The sequence below is a fragment of the Pseudomonas solani genome, from assembly GCF_026072635.1.
Classification (GTDB): domain Bacteria; phylum Pseudomonadota; class Gammaproteobacteria; order Pseudomonadales; family Pseudomonadaceae; genus Metapseudomonas; species Metapseudomonas solani.
In genome coordinates, this window is the sequence record NZ_AP023081.1 from 15,518 (window position 1) to 30,000 (window position 14,483).

Below are 14,483 nucleotides of genomic sequence, written 5' to 3' on the forward strand. Positions count from 1 at the left end.
TTCTTGCTCGTCAATTTCAGTCCACTGAAAAATATTCTTTCAGCCTGCTTGACTTCGAATTTCAGTGAACTTAAATTTACCCCAACGCCGCCGGAAACGCCGGCCGAGGCCGAGAGGCCTGGGGAGACCCGAACTGTTACGTGAGCCAGCACAGTGAGCCTGGTTCCCCGAGGGCCTCCCTCGGATCGGCGCGGCAGGGCCGAGAAGTGGAGATCCAGCGGGAATCTGCGAGAAGCGACCGCGACTGGAGAGAAAGATTGAAGAGATGACCCGGCCGCCACGGTGGCCGGGATGCTCTCCAGGAAGCCCTGCAGTAGGACTTCGCGGAAAGCAGGAGATCGCATGCGGTTACCAACTCATGAACAAATTCTTCTCGCGATTTATTACGACCCTGAAACCGGACTCTTCAAAAAGCCCAAAGGGGAGCTAACTGGTGGATGCAGTGCCAGGGGCGGATACCTATCCATTTACATTTGCGGCGCCCGATTCCGGGCCCACCGGCTTGCCTGGTTTTACATGACAGGCGAATGGCCAAAGCAAGAAATTGATCACATCAATGGGGATCGGAAAGACAACAGGTTTTCCAACCTCAGGACATGCACCCATCAGCAAAACAACCACAACCAGCCCATCAGGAAGACCAACACTTCGGGCATCAAGGGCGTGTACTGGAACAAGCGCCAAAGAAAATGGCGCGGCCAGGTTTGCCTGAACTACCACATCCATCACACGAAAGGCTTCGACAAAATCGACGAGGCCGAGGTTGCAGTGCGCGCTCTTCGCGAAGAGTTACACGGCGAATTCGCCAATCACGGCAGCCACACCACAGCCCGATAGGGCAGAACGGAGAATGACCATGACTCGAATGATCGAAGGGAAAGAAGCCAGCGGCTTGGTTCAAGGTGACGTGATCATCGCCAGCAACGGGGAGCATCGCACTGTCGATGTTACCTGCCACATGAACGAAGGCTTCTTTGTCACCTACTTCGGCGGCGGCAACGATCGCTTCGAGCCTTCCGACCTGATCGATTTCCCATTTCCGCAAGAAGCCCGCTGGTAACCCGCCGCCCTGCCGGTAGCAGGGCAAGAGGAGAGTGAGATGAGCTACACGAAGCAGGATTACTACGCCGAATGCCTTGGAGAGGCTTTTGATTCCGCTGGCCTTGAGGCAACTCGCGAACAGATCGCGGCGATTGCGCGCGATGTTGAACTAGCGGTCGAGCATCAAGGAATGGCGTTCTATGAGCCGCCTGCCTCTGATCGATACAACGAGATTGAGCGCGAATGGAAGGCAAGGTACGAGGCACTGAAGAAGGAGTTCGACGAATATCAAAACAATGCCGAGACAGCTGTTCGTCGCGCCCTTCGCCAGCATTCTGACGCGAAAGTTTCCATCGGAAAGTATGGCGAGGTTCTTCGCCACGACGGTAGAACCTCGCAAATCCAGTAAAGGACGGCACCCTTCAATGGGGGTGAGTCACGCTCAGCGTGAGACGTACTAGGTACCTGCGGACGTCCCTGCCTCGGCATACGAATTGAGTCACTGAATGGGACCGCGCCAAGTCAGTCTCCGGTGAAACTCCGGACACCCCCACCCTACCCAAGCACACGACGGTGAAGCCCGTCCGGAATCACGTAACCCGGAACCCTCCACTTCGCCCCTCGCAGGAGGGGCTTCTTTTTCTCGCCCACACCCAAATGCCCCCTCCGCCAGGCCATCCCAACGGATAAGCCGGCCTGCTGCTGTGCGGGGGCATCTGAGTGTCGGCGGACGACAGGAGAACGAGATGAGTAAGCACACGAAAGGTCCGTGGGAATACAAGGGGACTCTGTTTGGCGACCGGAACATAAGCTCGGAATACGGACTTGATGGGGAAAGGTTAGTCAGTGGCCGTCAGCACATTGCGTGCATCCCTTCCGCTAGCAGCAAGCATAACCCTGACTACTTTGCCATGTTCCTGGCAAACGCCCACCTGATATGCGCGGCGCCCGATCTGCTGGAGGCGCTGGAGAAAGTGCTAGCGACTACCAGCAGCGCCGACATGGACTACTTCGCCCTGGAAATGGCCAACGCAGCCATCGCCAAGGCAAGGGGTGAATCATGATGACCGCTATCGCGCATCAGCGCGCCATTGACCGCAACGAAGCCTATCGCCGTGAGATCGACCGCCGTTCGGACGCGATCCGCGACGACATCGACGCTGGCGACATTGAGTCGGTTTCGGAGTTCTTCGACAACGCACCTGACGCACAGCGTCGCGAGTTCTTCGAGCGCTGCGTCGTGCTGCTGTTGAGCCGTGGCGCCGACTACATGACCGGCCCGATGCGCACGCTGGCGGCCCCCTTCCAAGACATCATCGCCATCGGCATCGACGAGCGCGTGCGCCGCGAGATCGCCAAGGAACGTGAACAGGAGCATGCAGCATGAACCTCTACCACGAAGCTGTGGCCGCAATCCTCGACGCCTGCGAACAAGCAGCGGCGCCGATCAACCTGACTGCAGCCCTGGAAGAAATGTCCACGCACGGGCTGAGAGTCCACCTCGACGCGGACCTGTTGATCGCGCTGTTCGAAGCGCACGCAAAGGCTATGGCCATTGAGGAGCATGCAGCATGACCGACATCGACTGGAGTAAGGCGCCGGAGGGGGCTACTCACTGGGAGCCTGAAAATCACCTAGTGAATGCCGGATGGATGAAAGTTGACGGCAATGGCGATTGGTTCTTCTGGTCTAGCTGCCGCAAGACCTGGACAGAACACATGATTGCCCCTGGAGCTGCGCGCATGAGTCGCATGATTGCAAGGGCTACGGCAGAGGAAGAGCGGAATGCGGCAATCGTAGAGATTGGTCGCCTGTTCCACGAGGGAGGCCCTGCTGCGATCTACTTCGCGGGCTACCGCAAGCAGGAGGCCGTATGAAGAACATCCGCTTTCTTACCTTCGAGTCAGTAGCCGCCTACCTTCGCAGCGTAGGCATCACTACTCAGGGTGAAATGATCGCTGCGGGGATAAGGGTTAGGGAGGTGCGCTTTGGGTAAATGGATCAAGTGCAGCGAGAGCCTGCCGAAAAATGGCCAGGTGGTGATACTCAGCGGGTACTACTGGGCCGACCATACCGGCCCGCGATTCGTTGAGCCCAGTGTTTTTGCAGACGGTGAGTTTCACCCGATTGCATATGACGAAGGCGCGGACTATGAGCCAATCGCCGATGAAGAGGCGACCATGAAAGGCACGCATTGGATGCCGATGCCAGAAGAGCCCGAGGACTGAGCCATGACCCACTCCCGCAAAGCCTTCTGGCTGTTCTTTGCCGGCGGCGTGATCTTCTACGTGGTGCTTCTCGGCACTCCGATGATCGCCGGCCACATCACCGCTGAGGCGCCTGTCTCGCAGCGGTAACGAGTTATGGGGATGAATGCGCAGGCTGATGCGTAGGCAAAGTCCACTGAGCCGATGCGGGCCGGGGTACTACCTAATGACCGCGACTGGGTAAGCATGCCGGAGATCAGCACCGGCCATCCCCACCCTACCCCACCCCTTCACATGCGCCCCGCGTAGGGATGCGCATGCCCTAAACCTTCCGAAATGAGCGGAACGGAGATCCTATGGCAACTGTGGCACTGATCCTTGGCAAATCCGGCAGCGGCAAAAGTACGTCGCTGCGCAATCTTGATCCTACTGGTGTCGCGCTGATCCAAGTGATCGGCAAGCGTCTTCCCTTCCCCGGCGCACAGAACTGGAAACCCTTCGTCACTGACGACTACGCCAAGATCATCTTGGCCAGCAAGAAGGCAGCCACCAACGGCAAGCGCTTGATCGTCATCGACGATTACCAGTACGTGCTGGCAAACGAGTTCATGCGTCGCAACCAGGAGAAGGGCTACGACAAGTTCAACGACATCGGCCGACACACCTGGGACGTGTTCGATGCCCTCCTGAAGCTGCCCGACGACGTGCGCATCTACATCCTCAGTCACACCGAGGAAACGGACTCCGGACAGACCAAGATGAAGACCATCGGCAAGATGCTGGACGACAAGATCACCTTGGAAGGCATGGTGACCATCGTCCTCCGCGCCGTGGTGCAAGACCACGAGCACTTCTTCTCCACCAAGAACAACGGATCGGACACCACGAAAGCCCCGATGGGCATGTTCGTGGATGACCTGATCGACAACGACCTGGCTGCCGTCGACGCGGCCATCTGCAAGTACTACGGGTTCAACCAGACCACTCAGGCAGCCTAAGGAGGCAGCACCATGGCACGCACCTACTCACTCAACACCGAAGCGGCGAAAGAGGCCAACAACGGCGGCAAGCGCATCAACGAAACCGGCAAGTACAGCGGCAAGATCATCGCCGCCTTCTACGAGAAGAACCAGAAGGGCACCGAAAGCGTGAACATCATGTTCGTCAGCGAGAGCGGCCAAGAGTGCGGCCCGCTCAACCTGTATACCCACAACAGCAGCGGCGAAGAGCTTGCCGGATACAAGATGCTCAACGCGCTGATGGCGTGCGCCAAAGTGCAGGGCCTGACCTGGCAGGACACCCCCATCGACCTGTACGACTACGACGAGCAGAAGGTCGTCACGAAGACCAAGGAATGCGCTGTAGAACTGCAAGGCAAGCGCATCGGTCTGGTGCTCCAACAGGAGGAGTACCAAAAGAACAACGGCGACATCGGGCAGCGCATGGTGATCGCCGCCCCGTTCGAAGCAGACACCGAGCTGATGGCTGTCGAGATCCTATCTCGAATCTCCCAGCCTCAAGCGCTTGGCAACTACATGGCCTTCATCGCCAAGAACCCGGTGCGGCGCCTGAAGAACAGCCAGGCCAGCCAGCCGGCGCCGCGCCAGGCGGAAAACCCTGACCCCTATGACGATGACATCCCGTTCTGAGGAGGTGCGCCGTGATTGCTCACGAATGCGAGCAAGGCACCCCTGAATGGCACAAGGTACGTGCTGGCTGCATAACAGCCAGCATGTTCCATGTAGCCAGGGCGCGGGTGAACGGTCTTACTGATCAGCAGGCCAAGTACGTCAACGCCATCCTGGCCGGCGAGGATGAGCAGACCGCCAGGGAGGCGGCTGGATACAAGGCCACTCCGAAGGCTGAAGCGGTCTTTAAGGCCATAGCCGGCCATCCAGTCGGAGAGCCATCCATGGCCGCTCTGGACTATGCGTTCCGCCTTGCAGTAGAGCGCATCAGCGGGCAGCCACTAGATGAAGGCTTCGAAACCTGGCAGATGAAGCGCGGCCGAGAGCTTGAGCACAAAGCCCGGGCCGAGCATGAAATCGAGATGTGCGTCAGCGTGCAGACATGCGGGTTCGTCACGACCGATGACTGCCGCTTCGGCTGTAGCGCTGACGGCCTTATAGGCGACGACGAAGGCGCTGAGTACAAGGCCTTTCTAGCCCCTGAAAAGATCCGCGCATTCCACATCGACAACGATGCAAGCGGGATCATGGATCAGGTGCAGGGCTGCATGTGGATCACCGGCCGCAAGCGCTGGCATATCGGCATGTACTGCCCCGCTCTGGAACCAGTCGGCAAGCAGCTATGGCTGAAGACCTTCGAGCGCGACGAAGCGTACATCGAGCAGCTGGAACAAGACCTGTGGCAATTCAAGCTGCTGGTTGACCAGTACGAAGCAAAGCTCCGCGCCTAACCACTCCCACCCCACCCATCCGCACCAGCGGAAAGGATGCGATCGACCTGGAGAAAGCATGAAGCTCACATCGATACCGCGCATCAAGCGCATCTCTATGCGGCGGAAGACTCCGCGTCGCCGTCGCATCTACGCCCGCAAGAGAGTGTTCCGCATGGAGGGCGGCCCGATTGATCGCGCCTGGCTGGTATGCCCTGGGACGCTGGCATTCAGCGTCGGCCAATGGCGCGGCTACTACGACGGCGACAACAAGTTGGTGGATCTATGAACACGCACGAGTTCCTGAAGAAGTAGATCGACCAGCAGCTACAGGCTGAAGGCTACACGCCGGCCGTAGCGTTCCAGGTGGCCGGTGAGGCCCTGGACTTCTACAACCGCACCGCCCACTTCAAGAAAGGCGCCCTGGCTGAATGCCTGACCTTCGCCAAGCGCCGCGCGAAGGAAGTCGCCGCTCTCAACGGCAAGCGCCGAGCCTAACCCACCCCATCCCCAACCCACTCTGCGCGCAGCGCTGGAGGGAAGAATCGTGCAATCGAAAAAACTCGCAGCTAAGCAGCAGCGCGCCGAGCAAGTGAACCAGGTAATCCGGATCATCGCGGATCACGGGCGCCGTTTCTTCTTCAGCGCAAGCCATCAGCGCTACGCCAGCATGGAAGTCGACGAGCGCGGGCGCGTCTGGTTCGTCGATGACTACTCAGGCAAGCGCATCTACACGCATCGCACGCCTTGGGGTGGTCGTTGGCGCGGCTTCACCCACGGCGGGACGCTTCGCGGATTGGTAGAAGAGTTCCGCGAGTACATCCGCACCGGCAAGCAACTACACCCGGGATACCTAGGGCCTGAGCGCGAGCGAATCACCGATGGGAACATCTGGGGCTATCCGCTAGAGGACATGCAGCAAGTTCGAACTCTTGCCGGCGCCCTCCCCGTCTTCCGCCAGCCGGATGAGGAGCAAGCAGCATGAGCCAGATGAAAACTGTACGTACAGCCGAGCTGATTGGCGCGGCGCTGGATTGGGCTGTGGCATCTGCCGAAGGCGTTGGCGTATTCCCCTCTGCATCCAGGGAGGGCTTTGTCACCTGCTGGATGGTGGACAAGCCGAGGCAACAGTACAGCCCGTCGACGCGCTGGCGCCAGTGCGGACAGTTGATCCAGTCGCACGGCGGCCGGATTGGTATGGAGCTGCGCATTGCCGAGAACTCGGCCAGCTTCCAGCAATCCGGCATACGGGTCGGCTACACAGCGAACAACGTGCTGATCGCCGCCTGCCGCGCCATCGTAGCCGCCAACCTCGGCGACGAAGTCCAGATCCCTGCGGAGCTGCTGCCATGACCAACTACTTCCCCAAGGGCGGCCGTTGCTCAGCATGCAGCAAGTGGCGCGATGACTGCTCAAGTCTGCCGTTCGACAAGATGCCTGTGCACCGCCGAGACGGCGCAGATGTTGTCGTGATCTGCACCGAGTTCCGTCAGCTCAACCATGACGCATCGCTGAAGGTAGCGACAAGGATTCAGCCATGACCGGCCTCTCCGAATCAGCCACACAGCGGCGCATAGACGCCCAGGCCTGCTCCCATCCCCTCGCCCACTCCATCGACCTGCTGAAGCGCGCCAACCGCTACGTCGGAACGCACTCGTCCATAGGCGCCATGGAGCTGAGCGTCCTGATTACCGAATTCATCGCCGACTATGAGCGGCAGGAGAAGAAATCGTGAGCGAAGAACTGAAGCCGTGCCAGTTCTGCGGGGGAACTCCTGATCTTCCCAGCGGAGACGGCACCTACTACGTAATCGAATGCGGAAAATGCGGATGGGCGGTGGTGGGCGTTCAGATCAGCGACCTCATGACCATTGAGGAGCGCCGGGGTGATCCGTTCACCAACTACCGCTACGCCGAGCAGTACATCGAGCGCGCTAAGGCCGAGGCCATAAAGCAGTGGAACACCCGCGCCACCCCTCCCGCCGCGCAGGTGCAGGGGGAGCAGCCCGAAGTGGTTGGCGTCCGTTATCAGGCCCATGGCGCTGGCTGGGAGCTGATGGATGAAAGCCCTTTTGCGGATGGACGACAGAACTGGAAGCAAGTCGGCGAAGAGCTTCAAGCCCTGATGACCGTCGCCCAGCACGAGCGCATCGTGGCAGCGCTGGAAGGCGAGCGCGCAGAACAATGGCGACTTCGCCGCGACTTCGAGGCCCGATTCGACACTCAGGCTGCGGTAGTTGCGGAACTGCGCGCCGCGCTCTCCGCCCCGCCTGCTGCTGACATGGCAGACGCCTACGTCGGCGCCCGTGAGGATCTGGCCATCTGGAAGCGCCGCGCACTGGAAGCTGAAGAGAAGGTGCGCGTGCTGGACCAGCGTATCGATCAGCTCGTGCTGGATGCTCAGGGCGAAACCCGCATGGGCGAGCCGCACATAGCCCCGCTTGCTGCTGGGGTGTCGGAATACCGATGCCACAAGTGCGGATCGGTGACTCAGCCTCCAGCCCCATACGAATTCAGCGTCAAGTGTTCGTGTGGTGTTCGGACAGCGGCCACCGCCGCGCTCGCCGCCGCCCCCACCCCGCCTGCATCCGAACAGCAGCAGGCTGTCGTGCTGCCGAAGCGTGACGGCCTACAGCTGTATGCCCCGGACAGTTCCGACTACGCCGGAGGGGTCAGCTGGAACGCCTGCCTGGACGAATTCCTGCGCCTTAACCCGCACCTGGCAGGTGTAAACCAGGGGGTTACAACTGAGGCGGGGAATGGGGGCGAGGCATGAGCGAGAAGATCAAGCCGTGTCACTGCGGCCATGAAGGCGAGTTGATGGGGATGCGGCACTCCGGGTTTCTGAGCCTCACCTGCCCGAAGTGCAACCGCACCGTGGAGGCCTTCTCCACCGAAGGCCTAGCCCAGTCCTGGAACAAGCCAGCGCCCACCCCGCCCCAGGAGAACGACCGATGAGCGATGTGAACATGGAGCAGATGCCAGACCTTGGCCGGTTCGTGGACTGGGTATGGAACCTGAAGGCCGAGCGCGACCAGCTGCAGCGCAATCTCGATTTCACCGAACAGTGGTATGCGGTGCGCTTCGAGCGGCTGGCCGACCTCGGGAAATCCGCAGGGTGCTGGGACGCGATGGCGGCGATCATTGCCAACGGAACGGCCGACCAGTACGAACCCCCAACCTACGCGCAGCAACTGGTGCTGGCCAATCACCGCGCCGATGTCGCCGAGCGCGAACGCGACCAGTTCCGCGCCCAAGTCGAGGAGCAGTTGCCTCGCCTGATCGACGAGAACCACAAGCTCCGCGCCGAGCTCGACGCGATCAGGGGGCAGGAGCCTGTCGGCCATCAGTTCCAGACGCGCGACGGAGAATGGCGCGGCTTTACTGACCACAGGCACTACGTTGCAACGGTGGATGATGGAACCTGGCCGATCCGCGCAATCTACGCCCTCCCAACCCAGCAGCCCGACTCGGTGAGCGTGTCGGAGTTGCTGGATGCGCTGCAGAACATCTACAGCGAGGTGGAGGGGAACATCGAGCCGACTGTGCGTGACCTCGTGAACCAATGCGGACGGAACACGCCGACCGATCCGAACGAGATCTACGAATACTGCGCCCGAATCAAGGCGGTTATCGTGGAAGCCACCCGCCAGGCTGAGGAGGGGGAGTGATGGGCGACTTCCAAGTGAAAACCATCCGCAAGGCGCGAAAGCCCCACAGGTGCTGCGAGTGTCATGGCCTGATCGTGCCCGGCCAAAGCTACGAGCACGTGGCTGGTGTGTGGGATGGCGGCGCGGACAGGTTCAAGACCTGCATGCATTGCGTGGAAGCTCGCGAATGGGCGATAGCGCAAAAAGAATGGAGCTGGGACGGCGAGCACCTCTTCTGCTTCGAAGCGCTCGGGGAATCACTGGCTGGCTTGGCGCCTGAGATTTACCCGGGCGACGGCAGACGCTTCAGGGCCTACCGCCTTCGCTGCGAAATGCAGAACCGCCGCCGCACCTCAGTCCAACACTAACCCCCCTACCCCACCACAGCCTGCCGGCAATGACCGGCGGGGAGGTATTCCTATGTCAGCTGCAGAGAAGATCGACAGGTTCCTTCGTCTCGGCGATGTCCTGGTCATCACGGGCCTTGCCCGGACCACGGTCTACCGTCGCATGAGTGAGGGGACATTCCCGAAACAGGTTAGAATCGGGCTCAAATCCGTTGCCTGGCGGCAATCCGACATCGCCCAGTGGATGTCCAACCCGACCGCCAGCGGCGATCAATCAGTACACTGATCAGTACATCACAACGGGCACGGACGCCTCCCCCCGCACCGCTTCTGCTTCTCAGGCTACCCAATGGAACTGTTCAAGGAATTCATCTTCGAGGCGGCTCACCGCCTCCCTCACGTCCCCGCCGGCCACAAGTGCGGGCGTCTGCACGGCCACTCCTTCCGCGTCGCCATCTACATCGAAGGCGAAGTCGATCCCTATACCGGCTGGATACGCGACTTCTCCGAGATCAAGGCGATCTTCAAGCCGCTCTATGAGCAGCTCGATCACAACTACCTGAACGACATTCCTGGCCTGGAAAACCCCACCAGCGAAGTGCTCGCCAAGTGGATCTGGCAACAGCTCAAGCCGCTGCTTCCCGAGCTCAGCCGCGTGCGCATCCACGAGACCTGCACCAGTGGCTGCGAGTACCGCGGCGACTGACTCTTCTCCTGCACAAATGCAAAAGGCCACCCTTGGGTGGCCTTTTTGTTGTGCAGATCCTGCCTATCAAATCGCCTGTGAGCCGGGGCGTGGACCGGACGTAGCCCGGACTTCAATCCGGGGGCTCTTCGACTCAGCGGACATAACGGGATCGGCTGCAGCAAGGCTCATAGGCATGGCAGCCCTTCGGGCTGCTTGGCGACTCAAGTCGCCCCTGCAAGTCGCTCTGGCAAGCCGTGCTATTGCACCTTGGCCGGAGCATAGTGCTGCCCCAAGCGGGTCTCGCGGACACTGCTACGTCGCTTGCCAACTTTTCTGCCGCGCAAAGTCAAACCCCCGACCTTCTGTCGAAGATCGGGGGTTTGGTATAGGTGCTTGACGATGACCTACTCTCACATGGAGAAACTCCACACTACCATCGGCGATGCATCGTTTCACTACTGAGTTCGGGATGGGATCAGGTGGTTCCAACGCTCTATGGTCGTCAAGCAATTCGGTTGGGGTATCGTCCAGGACGCGACCCCGAATGGGTATGTGATAAGGCTTTGCAAGTTCTGGCCAATTTTCGGCTAAGTCGACTTCACCTTATAACAACAATCGTCAGATTGTTTGGGTGTTATATGGTCAAGCCTCACGGGCAATTAGTATTGGTTAGCTCAACGCCTCACAGCGCTTACACACCCAACCTATCAACGTCGTAGTCTTCGACGGCCCTTCAGGGAGCTCAAGGCTCCAGTGAGATCTCATCTTGAGGCGAGTTTCCCGCTTAGATGCTTTCAGCGGTTATCTCTTCCGAACGTAGCTACCCGGCAATGCCACTGGCGTGACAACCGGAACACCAGAGGTTCGTCCACTCCGGTCCTCTCGTACTAGGAGCAGCCCCTCTCAAATCTCAAACGTCCACGGCAGATAGGGACCGAACTGTCTCACGACGTTCTAAACCCAGCTCGCGTACCACTTTAAATGGCGAACAGCCATACCCTTGGGACCGGCTTCAGCCCCAGGATGTGATGAGCCGACATCGAGGTGCCAAACACCGCCGTCGATATGAACTCTTGGGCGGTATCAGCCTGTTATCCCCGGAGTACCTTTTATCCGTTGAGCGATGGCCCTTCCATACAGAACCACCGGATCACTAAGACCTACTTTCGTACCTGCTCGACGTGTCTGTCTCGCAGTCAAGCGCGCTTTTGCCTTTATACTCTACGACCGATTTCCGACCGGTCTGAGCGCACCTTCGTACTCCTCCGTTACTCTTTAGGAGGAGACCGCCCCAGTCAAACTGCCCACCATACACTGTCCTCGATCCGGATAACGGACCAGAGTTAGAACCTCAAGCATGCCAGGGTGGTATTTCAAGGATGGCTCCACGCAGACTGGCGTCCACGCTTCAAAGCCTCCCACCTATCCTACACAAGCAGGCTCAAAGTCCAGTGCAAAGCTACAGTAAAGGTTCACGGGGTCTTTCCGTCTAGCCGCGGATACACTGCATCTTCACAGCGATTTCAATTTCACTGAGTCTCGGGTGGAGACAGCGCCGCCATCGTTACGCCATTCGTGCAGGTCGGAACTTACCCGACAAGGAATTTCGCTACCTTAGGACCGTTATAGTTACGGCCGCCGTTTACCGGGGCTTCGATCAAGAGCTTCGCTTGCGCTAACCCCATCAATTAACCTTCCGGCACCGGGCAGGCGTCACACCCTATACGTCCACTTTCGTGTTTGCAGAGTGCTGTGTTTTTAATAAACAGTCGCAGCGGCCTGGTATCTTCGACCGGCATGGGCTTACGGAGCAAGTCCTTCACCCTCACCGGCGCACCTTCTCCCGAAGTTACGGTGCCATTTTGCCTAGTTCCTTCACCCGAGTTCTCTCAAGCGCCTTGGTATTCTCTACCCAACCACCTGTGTCGGTTTGGGGTACGGTTCCTAGTTACCTGAAGCTTAGAAGCTTTTCCTGGAAGCATGGCATCAACCACTTCATCGTCTAAAAGACGACTCGTCATCAGTTCTCGGCATTAAGCGCCCGGATTTACCTAAGCACTCTGCCTACCACCTTAAACTTGGACAACCAACGCCAAGCTGGCCTAGCCTTCTCCGTCCCTCCATCGCAGTAACTAGAAGTACAGGAATATTAACCTGTTTCCCATCGACTACGCTCTTCAGCCTCGCCTTAGGGACCGACTAACCCTGCGTCGATTAACGTTGCGCAGGAACCCTTGGTCTTTCGGCGTGCGAGTTTTTCACTCGCATTGTCGTTACTCATGTCAGCATTCGCACTTCTGATACCTCCAGCAAGCTTCTCAACTCACCTTCACAGGCTTACAGAACGCTCCTCTACCGCATCACTTACGTGATACCCGTAGCTTCGGTGTATGGTTTGAGCCCCGTTACATCTTCCGCGCAGGCCGACTCGACTAGTGAGCTATTACGCTTTCTTTAAAGGGTGGCTGCTTCTAAGCCAACCTCCTAGCTGTCTAAGCCTTCCCACATCGTTTCCCACTTAACCATAACTTTGGGACCTTAGCTGACGGTCTGGGTTGTTTCCCTTTTCACGACGGACGTTAGCACCCGCCGTGTGTCTCCCATGCTCGGCACTTGTAGGTATTCGGAGTTTGCATCGGTTTGGTAAGTCGGGATGACCCCCTAGCCGAAACAGTGCTCTACCCCCTACAGTGATACATGAGGCGCTACCTAAATAGCTTTCGAGGAGAACCAGCTATCTCCGAGCTTGATTAGCCTTTCACTCCGATCCACAGGTCATCCGCTAACTTTTCAACGGTAGTCGGTTCGGTCCTCCAGTCAGTGTTACCTAACCTTCAACCTGCCCATGGATAGATCGCCCGGTTTCGGGTCTATTCCCAGCGACTAGACGCCCTATTAAGACTCGCTTTCGCTACGCCTCCCCTATTCGGTTAAGCTCGCCACTGAAAATAAGTCGCTGACCCATTATACAAAAGGTACGCAGTCACCCAACAAAGTGGGCTCCCACTGCTTGTACGCATACGGTTTCAGGTTCTATTTCACTCCCCTCTCCGGGGTTCTTTTCGCCTTTCCCTCACGGTACTGGTTCACTATCGGTCAGTCAGTAGTATTTAGCCTTGGAGGATGGTCCCCCCATATTCAGACAAGGTTTCTCGTGCCCCGTCCTACTCGATTTCATGACTAAGAGATTTTCGCGTACAGGGCTATCACCCACTATGGCCGCACTTTCCAGAGCGTTCCGCTAATCTCAAAGCCACTTAAGGGCTAGTCCCCGTTCGCTCGCCACTACTAAGGGAATCTCGGTTGATTTCTTTTCCTCAGGGTACTTAGATGTTTCAGTTCCCCTGGTTCGCCTCTTGCACCTATGTATTCAGTACAAGATAACCATCTTATGATGGCTGGGTTCCCCCATTCAGAGATCTCCGGATCAAAGTCTGTTTGCCGACTCCCCGAAGCTTATCGCAGGCTACCACGTCTTTCATCGCCTCTGACTGCCAAGGCATCCACCGTATGCGCTTCTTCACTTGACCATATAACCCCAAGCAATCTGGTTATTGTCTCTAACGTGAAGACGACATTCGCCGAAAATTCGCGCTTGAACTCGCAAATTTTACCTTGACTTGAATAATCACCAGTGAAAGAGATTATTCAGTCTACTTCTATCACATACCCAAATTTTTAAAGAACAGTTCTGGCGCAAAGACCAGAAATCAATGCCATTCTCAAGGCACTCATTTCTGAGCTTTCAGCGATTATTAGAGTGGATGGTGGAGCCAAGGAGGATCGAACTCCTGACCTCCTGCGTGCAAAGCAGGCGCTCTCCCAGCTGAGCTATGGCCCCTCGAAGACCTGCCACGCCCATGACAATTGGTGGGTCTGGGCAGATTCGAACTGCCGACCTCACCCTTATCAGGGGTGCGCTCTAACCAACTGAGCTACAGACCCAATCGTCTTACTCTCGGGTCTAACAACCCAATCGCTTTTCGCAAGTGAATCAAGCAATTCGTGTGGGAGCTTATGAAGAAGCTGATGTCTTCGATTAAGGAGGTGATCCAGCCGCAGGTTCCCCTACGGCTACCTTGTTACGACTTCACCCCAGTCATGAATCACTCCGTGGTAACCGTCCCCCTTGCGGTTAGACTAGCTACTTCTG

Annotated in this window: 24 protein-coding genes, 2 tRNA genes and 3 rRNA genes (1 of these 29 cut by a window edge); 24 read left to right on the forward strand and 5 right to left on the reverse strand. The window is 58.1% G+C overall.

Annotated features, from left to right (window positions below):
• Positions 1-342: 342 nt before the first annotated feature.
• The 24 genes from PSm6_RS00135 (at position 343) to queD (ending at position 10,348) form a co-directional block, all read left to right on the forward strand.
• Positions 343-837, forward strand: coding sequence for an HNH endonuclease (locus tag PSm6_RS00135; protein WP_265169213.1), 495 nt, complete (start codon positions 343-345; stop codon positions 835-837).
• Between the two features lie 19 nt (positions 838-856).
• Positions 857-1,060, forward strand: coding sequence for a hypothetical protein (locus PSm6_RS00140; protein WP_265169214.1), 204 nt, complete (start codon positions 857-859; stop codon positions 1,058-1,060).
• Positions 1,061-1,099: 39 nt separating this feature from the next.
• Positions 1,100-1,450, forward strand: a complete 351-nt coding sequence (locus PSm6_RS00145; RefSeq protein ID WP_265169215.1) for a hypothetical protein — start codon at positions 1,100-1,102, stop codon at positions 1,448-1,450.
• Between the two features lie 337 nt (positions 1,451-1,787).
• Positions 1,788-2,105, forward strand: coding sequence for an XkdD/Y8K6 family phage-associated protein (locus PSm6_RS00150; protein ID WP_265169216.1), 318 nt, complete (start codon positions 1,788-1,790; stop codon positions 2,103-2,105).
• The gene (locus tag PSm6_RS00155; protein ID WP_265169217.1) at positions 2,102-2,428 is read left to right on the forward strand and encodes a hypothetical protein; all 327 of its coding nucleotides are present in this window, start codon (positions 2,102-2,104) and stop codon (positions 2,426-2,428) included. Before PSm6_RS00150 ends, PSm6_RS00155 begins: the two co-directional genes overlap by 4 nt.
• On the forward strand, positions 2,425-2,616 hold the full coding sequence (locus tag PSm6_RS00160) for a hypothetical protein (protein WP_265169218.1): 192 nt from the start codon (positions 2,425-2,427) through the stop codon (positions 2,614-2,616). Before PSm6_RS00155 ends, PSm6_RS00160 begins: the two co-directional genes overlap by 4 nt.
• Positions 2,613-2,918 carry a hypothetical protein gene (locus tag PSm6_RS00165; RefSeq protein WP_265169219.1) on the forward strand — a complete coding sequence of 102 codons (306 nt, stop codon included), beginning with the start codon at positions 2,613-2,615 and terminating at the stop codon, positions 2,916-2,918. Before PSm6_RS00160 ends, PSm6_RS00165 begins: the two co-directional genes overlap by 4 nt.
• Before the next feature lie 111 nt (positions 2,919-3,029).
• Positions 3,030-3,269, forward strand: coding sequence for a DUF551 domain-containing protein (locus PSm6_RS00170; RefSeq protein WP_265169220.1), 240 nt, complete (start codon positions 3,030-3,032; stop codon positions 3,267-3,269).
• Between the two features lie 3 nt (positions 3,270-3,272).
• Positions 3,273-3,398: a hypothetical protein gene (locus tag PSm6_RS00175; protein WP_265169221.1), complete on the forward strand. Its 126-nt coding sequence runs from the start codon at positions 3,273-3,275 to the stop codon at positions 3,396-3,398.
• A 206-nt stretch (positions 3,399-3,604) separates the two neighbouring features.
• Positions 3,605-4,246: a DEAD/DEAH box helicase family protein gene (locus PSm6_RS00180; RefSeq protein ID WP_265169222.1), complete on the forward strand. Its 642-nt coding sequence runs from the start codon at positions 3,605-3,607 to the stop codon at positions 4,244-4,246.
• Positions 4,247-4,258: 12 nt separating this feature from the next.
• The gene (locus tag PSm6_RS00185) at positions 4,259-4,897 is read left to right on the forward strand and encodes a single stranded DNA-binding domain-containing protein (protein ID WP_265169223.1); all 639 of its coding nucleotides are present in this window, start codon (positions 4,259-4,261) and stop codon (positions 4,895-4,897) included.
• An 11-nt stretch (positions 4,898-4,908) separates the two neighbouring features.
• Positions 4,909-5,667: a YqaJ viral recombinase family protein gene (locus PSm6_RS00190; RefSeq protein WP_265169224.1), complete on the forward strand. Its 759-nt coding sequence runs from the start codon at positions 4,909-4,911 to the stop codon at positions 5,665-5,667.
• 58 nt (positions 5,668-5,725) lie between these two features.
• Entirely contained in the window at positions 5,726-5,935 is a 210-nt protein-coding gene (locus PSm6_RS00195; protein ID WP_265169225.1) for a hypothetical protein, read from the forward strand.
• A gap of 77 nt (positions 5,936-6,012) precedes the next feature.
• Positions 6,013-6,144, forward strand: coding sequence for a hypothetical protein (locus tag PSm6_RS00200; RefSeq protein ID WP_265169226.1), 132 nt, complete (start codon positions 6,013-6,015; stop codon positions 6,142-6,144).
• A gap of 49 nt (positions 6,145-6,193) precedes the next feature.
• Positions 6,194-6,631, forward strand: coding sequence for a YoqU family phage-derived protein (locus PSm6_RS00205; protein ID WP_265169227.1), 438 nt, complete (start codon positions 6,194-6,196; stop codon positions 6,629-6,631).
• Positions 6,628-6,999 carry a phage protein NinX family protein gene (locus tag PSm6_RS00210; RefSeq protein WP_265169228.1) on the forward strand — a complete coding sequence of 124 codons (372 nt, stop codon included), beginning with the start codon at positions 6,628-6,630 and terminating at the stop codon, positions 6,997-6,999. The genes PSm6_RS00205 and PSm6_RS00210 overlap by 4 nt, the downstream gene beginning before the upstream one ends.
• Complete coding sequence (locus PSm6_RS00215; protein ID WP_265169229.1) at positions 6,996-7,187, forward strand: hypothetical protein; 192 nt, start codon at positions 6,996-6,998, stop codon at positions 7,185-7,187. The genes PSm6_RS00210 and PSm6_RS00215 overlap by 4 nt, the downstream gene beginning before the upstream one ends.
• Complete coding sequence (locus PSm6_RS00220) at positions 7,184-7,381, forward strand: hypothetical protein (protein WP_265169230.1); 198 nt, start codon at positions 7,184-7,186, stop codon at positions 7,379-7,381. Before PSm6_RS00215 ends, PSm6_RS00220 begins: the two co-directional genes overlap by 4 nt.
• Positions 7,378-8,421, forward strand: a complete 1,044-nt coding sequence (locus PSm6_RS00225; protein ID WP_265169231.1) for a Lar family restriction alleviation protein — start codon at positions 7,378-7,380, stop codon at positions 8,419-8,421. Before PSm6_RS00220 ends, PSm6_RS00225 begins: the two co-directional genes overlap by 4 nt.
• Positions 8,418-8,603: a hypothetical protein gene (locus PSm6_RS00230; protein WP_021217099.1), complete on the forward strand. Its 186-nt coding sequence runs from the start codon at positions 8,418-8,420 to the stop codon at positions 8,601-8,603. Before PSm6_RS00225 ends, PSm6_RS00230 begins: the two co-directional genes overlap by 4 nt.
• Positions 8,600-9,316, forward strand: a complete 717-nt coding sequence (locus tag PSm6_RS00235) for a hypothetical protein (RefSeq protein ID WP_265169232.1) — start codon at positions 8,600-8,602, stop codon at positions 9,314-9,316. The genes PSm6_RS00230 and PSm6_RS00235 overlap by 4 nt, the downstream gene beginning before the upstream one ends.
• The gene (locus PSm6_RS00240; RefSeq protein ID WP_265169233.1) at positions 9,316-9,663 is read left to right on the forward strand and encodes a hypothetical protein; all 348 of its coding nucleotides are present in this window, start codon (positions 9,316-9,318) and stop codon (positions 9,661-9,663) included. The genes PSm6_RS00235 and PSm6_RS00240 overlap by 1 nt, the downstream gene beginning before the upstream one ends.
• A gap of 52 nt (positions 9,664-9,715) precedes the next feature.
• On the forward strand, positions 9,716-9,928 hold the full coding sequence (locus PSm6_RS00245) for a helix-turn-helix transcriptional regulator (protein ID WP_265169234.1): 213 nt from the start codon (positions 9,716-9,718) through the stop codon (positions 9,926-9,928).
• A gap of 63 nt (positions 9,929-9,991) precedes the next feature.
• The gene (queD, locus tag PSm6_RS00250) at positions 9,992-10,348 is read left to right on the forward strand and encodes a 6-carboxytetrahydropterin synthase QueD (RefSeq protein ID WP_043247051.1); all 357 of its coding nucleotides are present in this window, start codon (positions 9,992-9,994) and stop codon (positions 10,346-10,348) included.
• A 373-nt stretch (positions 10,349-10,721) separates the two neighbouring features.
• Here the strand turns inward: queD and rrf are convergent.
• From rrf to PSm6_RS00275, 5 genes are all read right to left on the reverse strand, one after another.
• Positions 10,722-10,837: ribosomal RNA gene (gene rrf, locus PSm6_RS00255) — 5S ribosomal RNA — on the reverse strand.
• A gap of 131 nt (positions 10,838-10,968) precedes the next feature.
• A 23S ribosomal RNA gene (locus PSm6_RS00260) occupies positions 10,969-13,860 on the reverse strand.
• Positions 13,861-14,095: 235 nt separating this feature from the next.
• Positions 14,096-14,171, reverse strand: a tRNA-Ala gene (locus PSm6_RS00265).
• A gap of 27 nt (positions 14,172-14,198) precedes the next feature.
• Positions 14,199-14,275: transfer RNA gene (locus tag PSm6_RS00270), tRNA-Ile, on the reverse strand.
• Positions 14,276-14,370: 95 nt separating this feature from the next.
• A 16S ribosomal RNA gene (locus PSm6_RS00275) occupies positions 14,371-14,483 on the reverse strand; it runs 1,424 nt beyond the window's last position.
• The 16S, 23S and 5S rRNA genes sit together here with 2 tRNA genes alongside, the layout of an rRNA operon.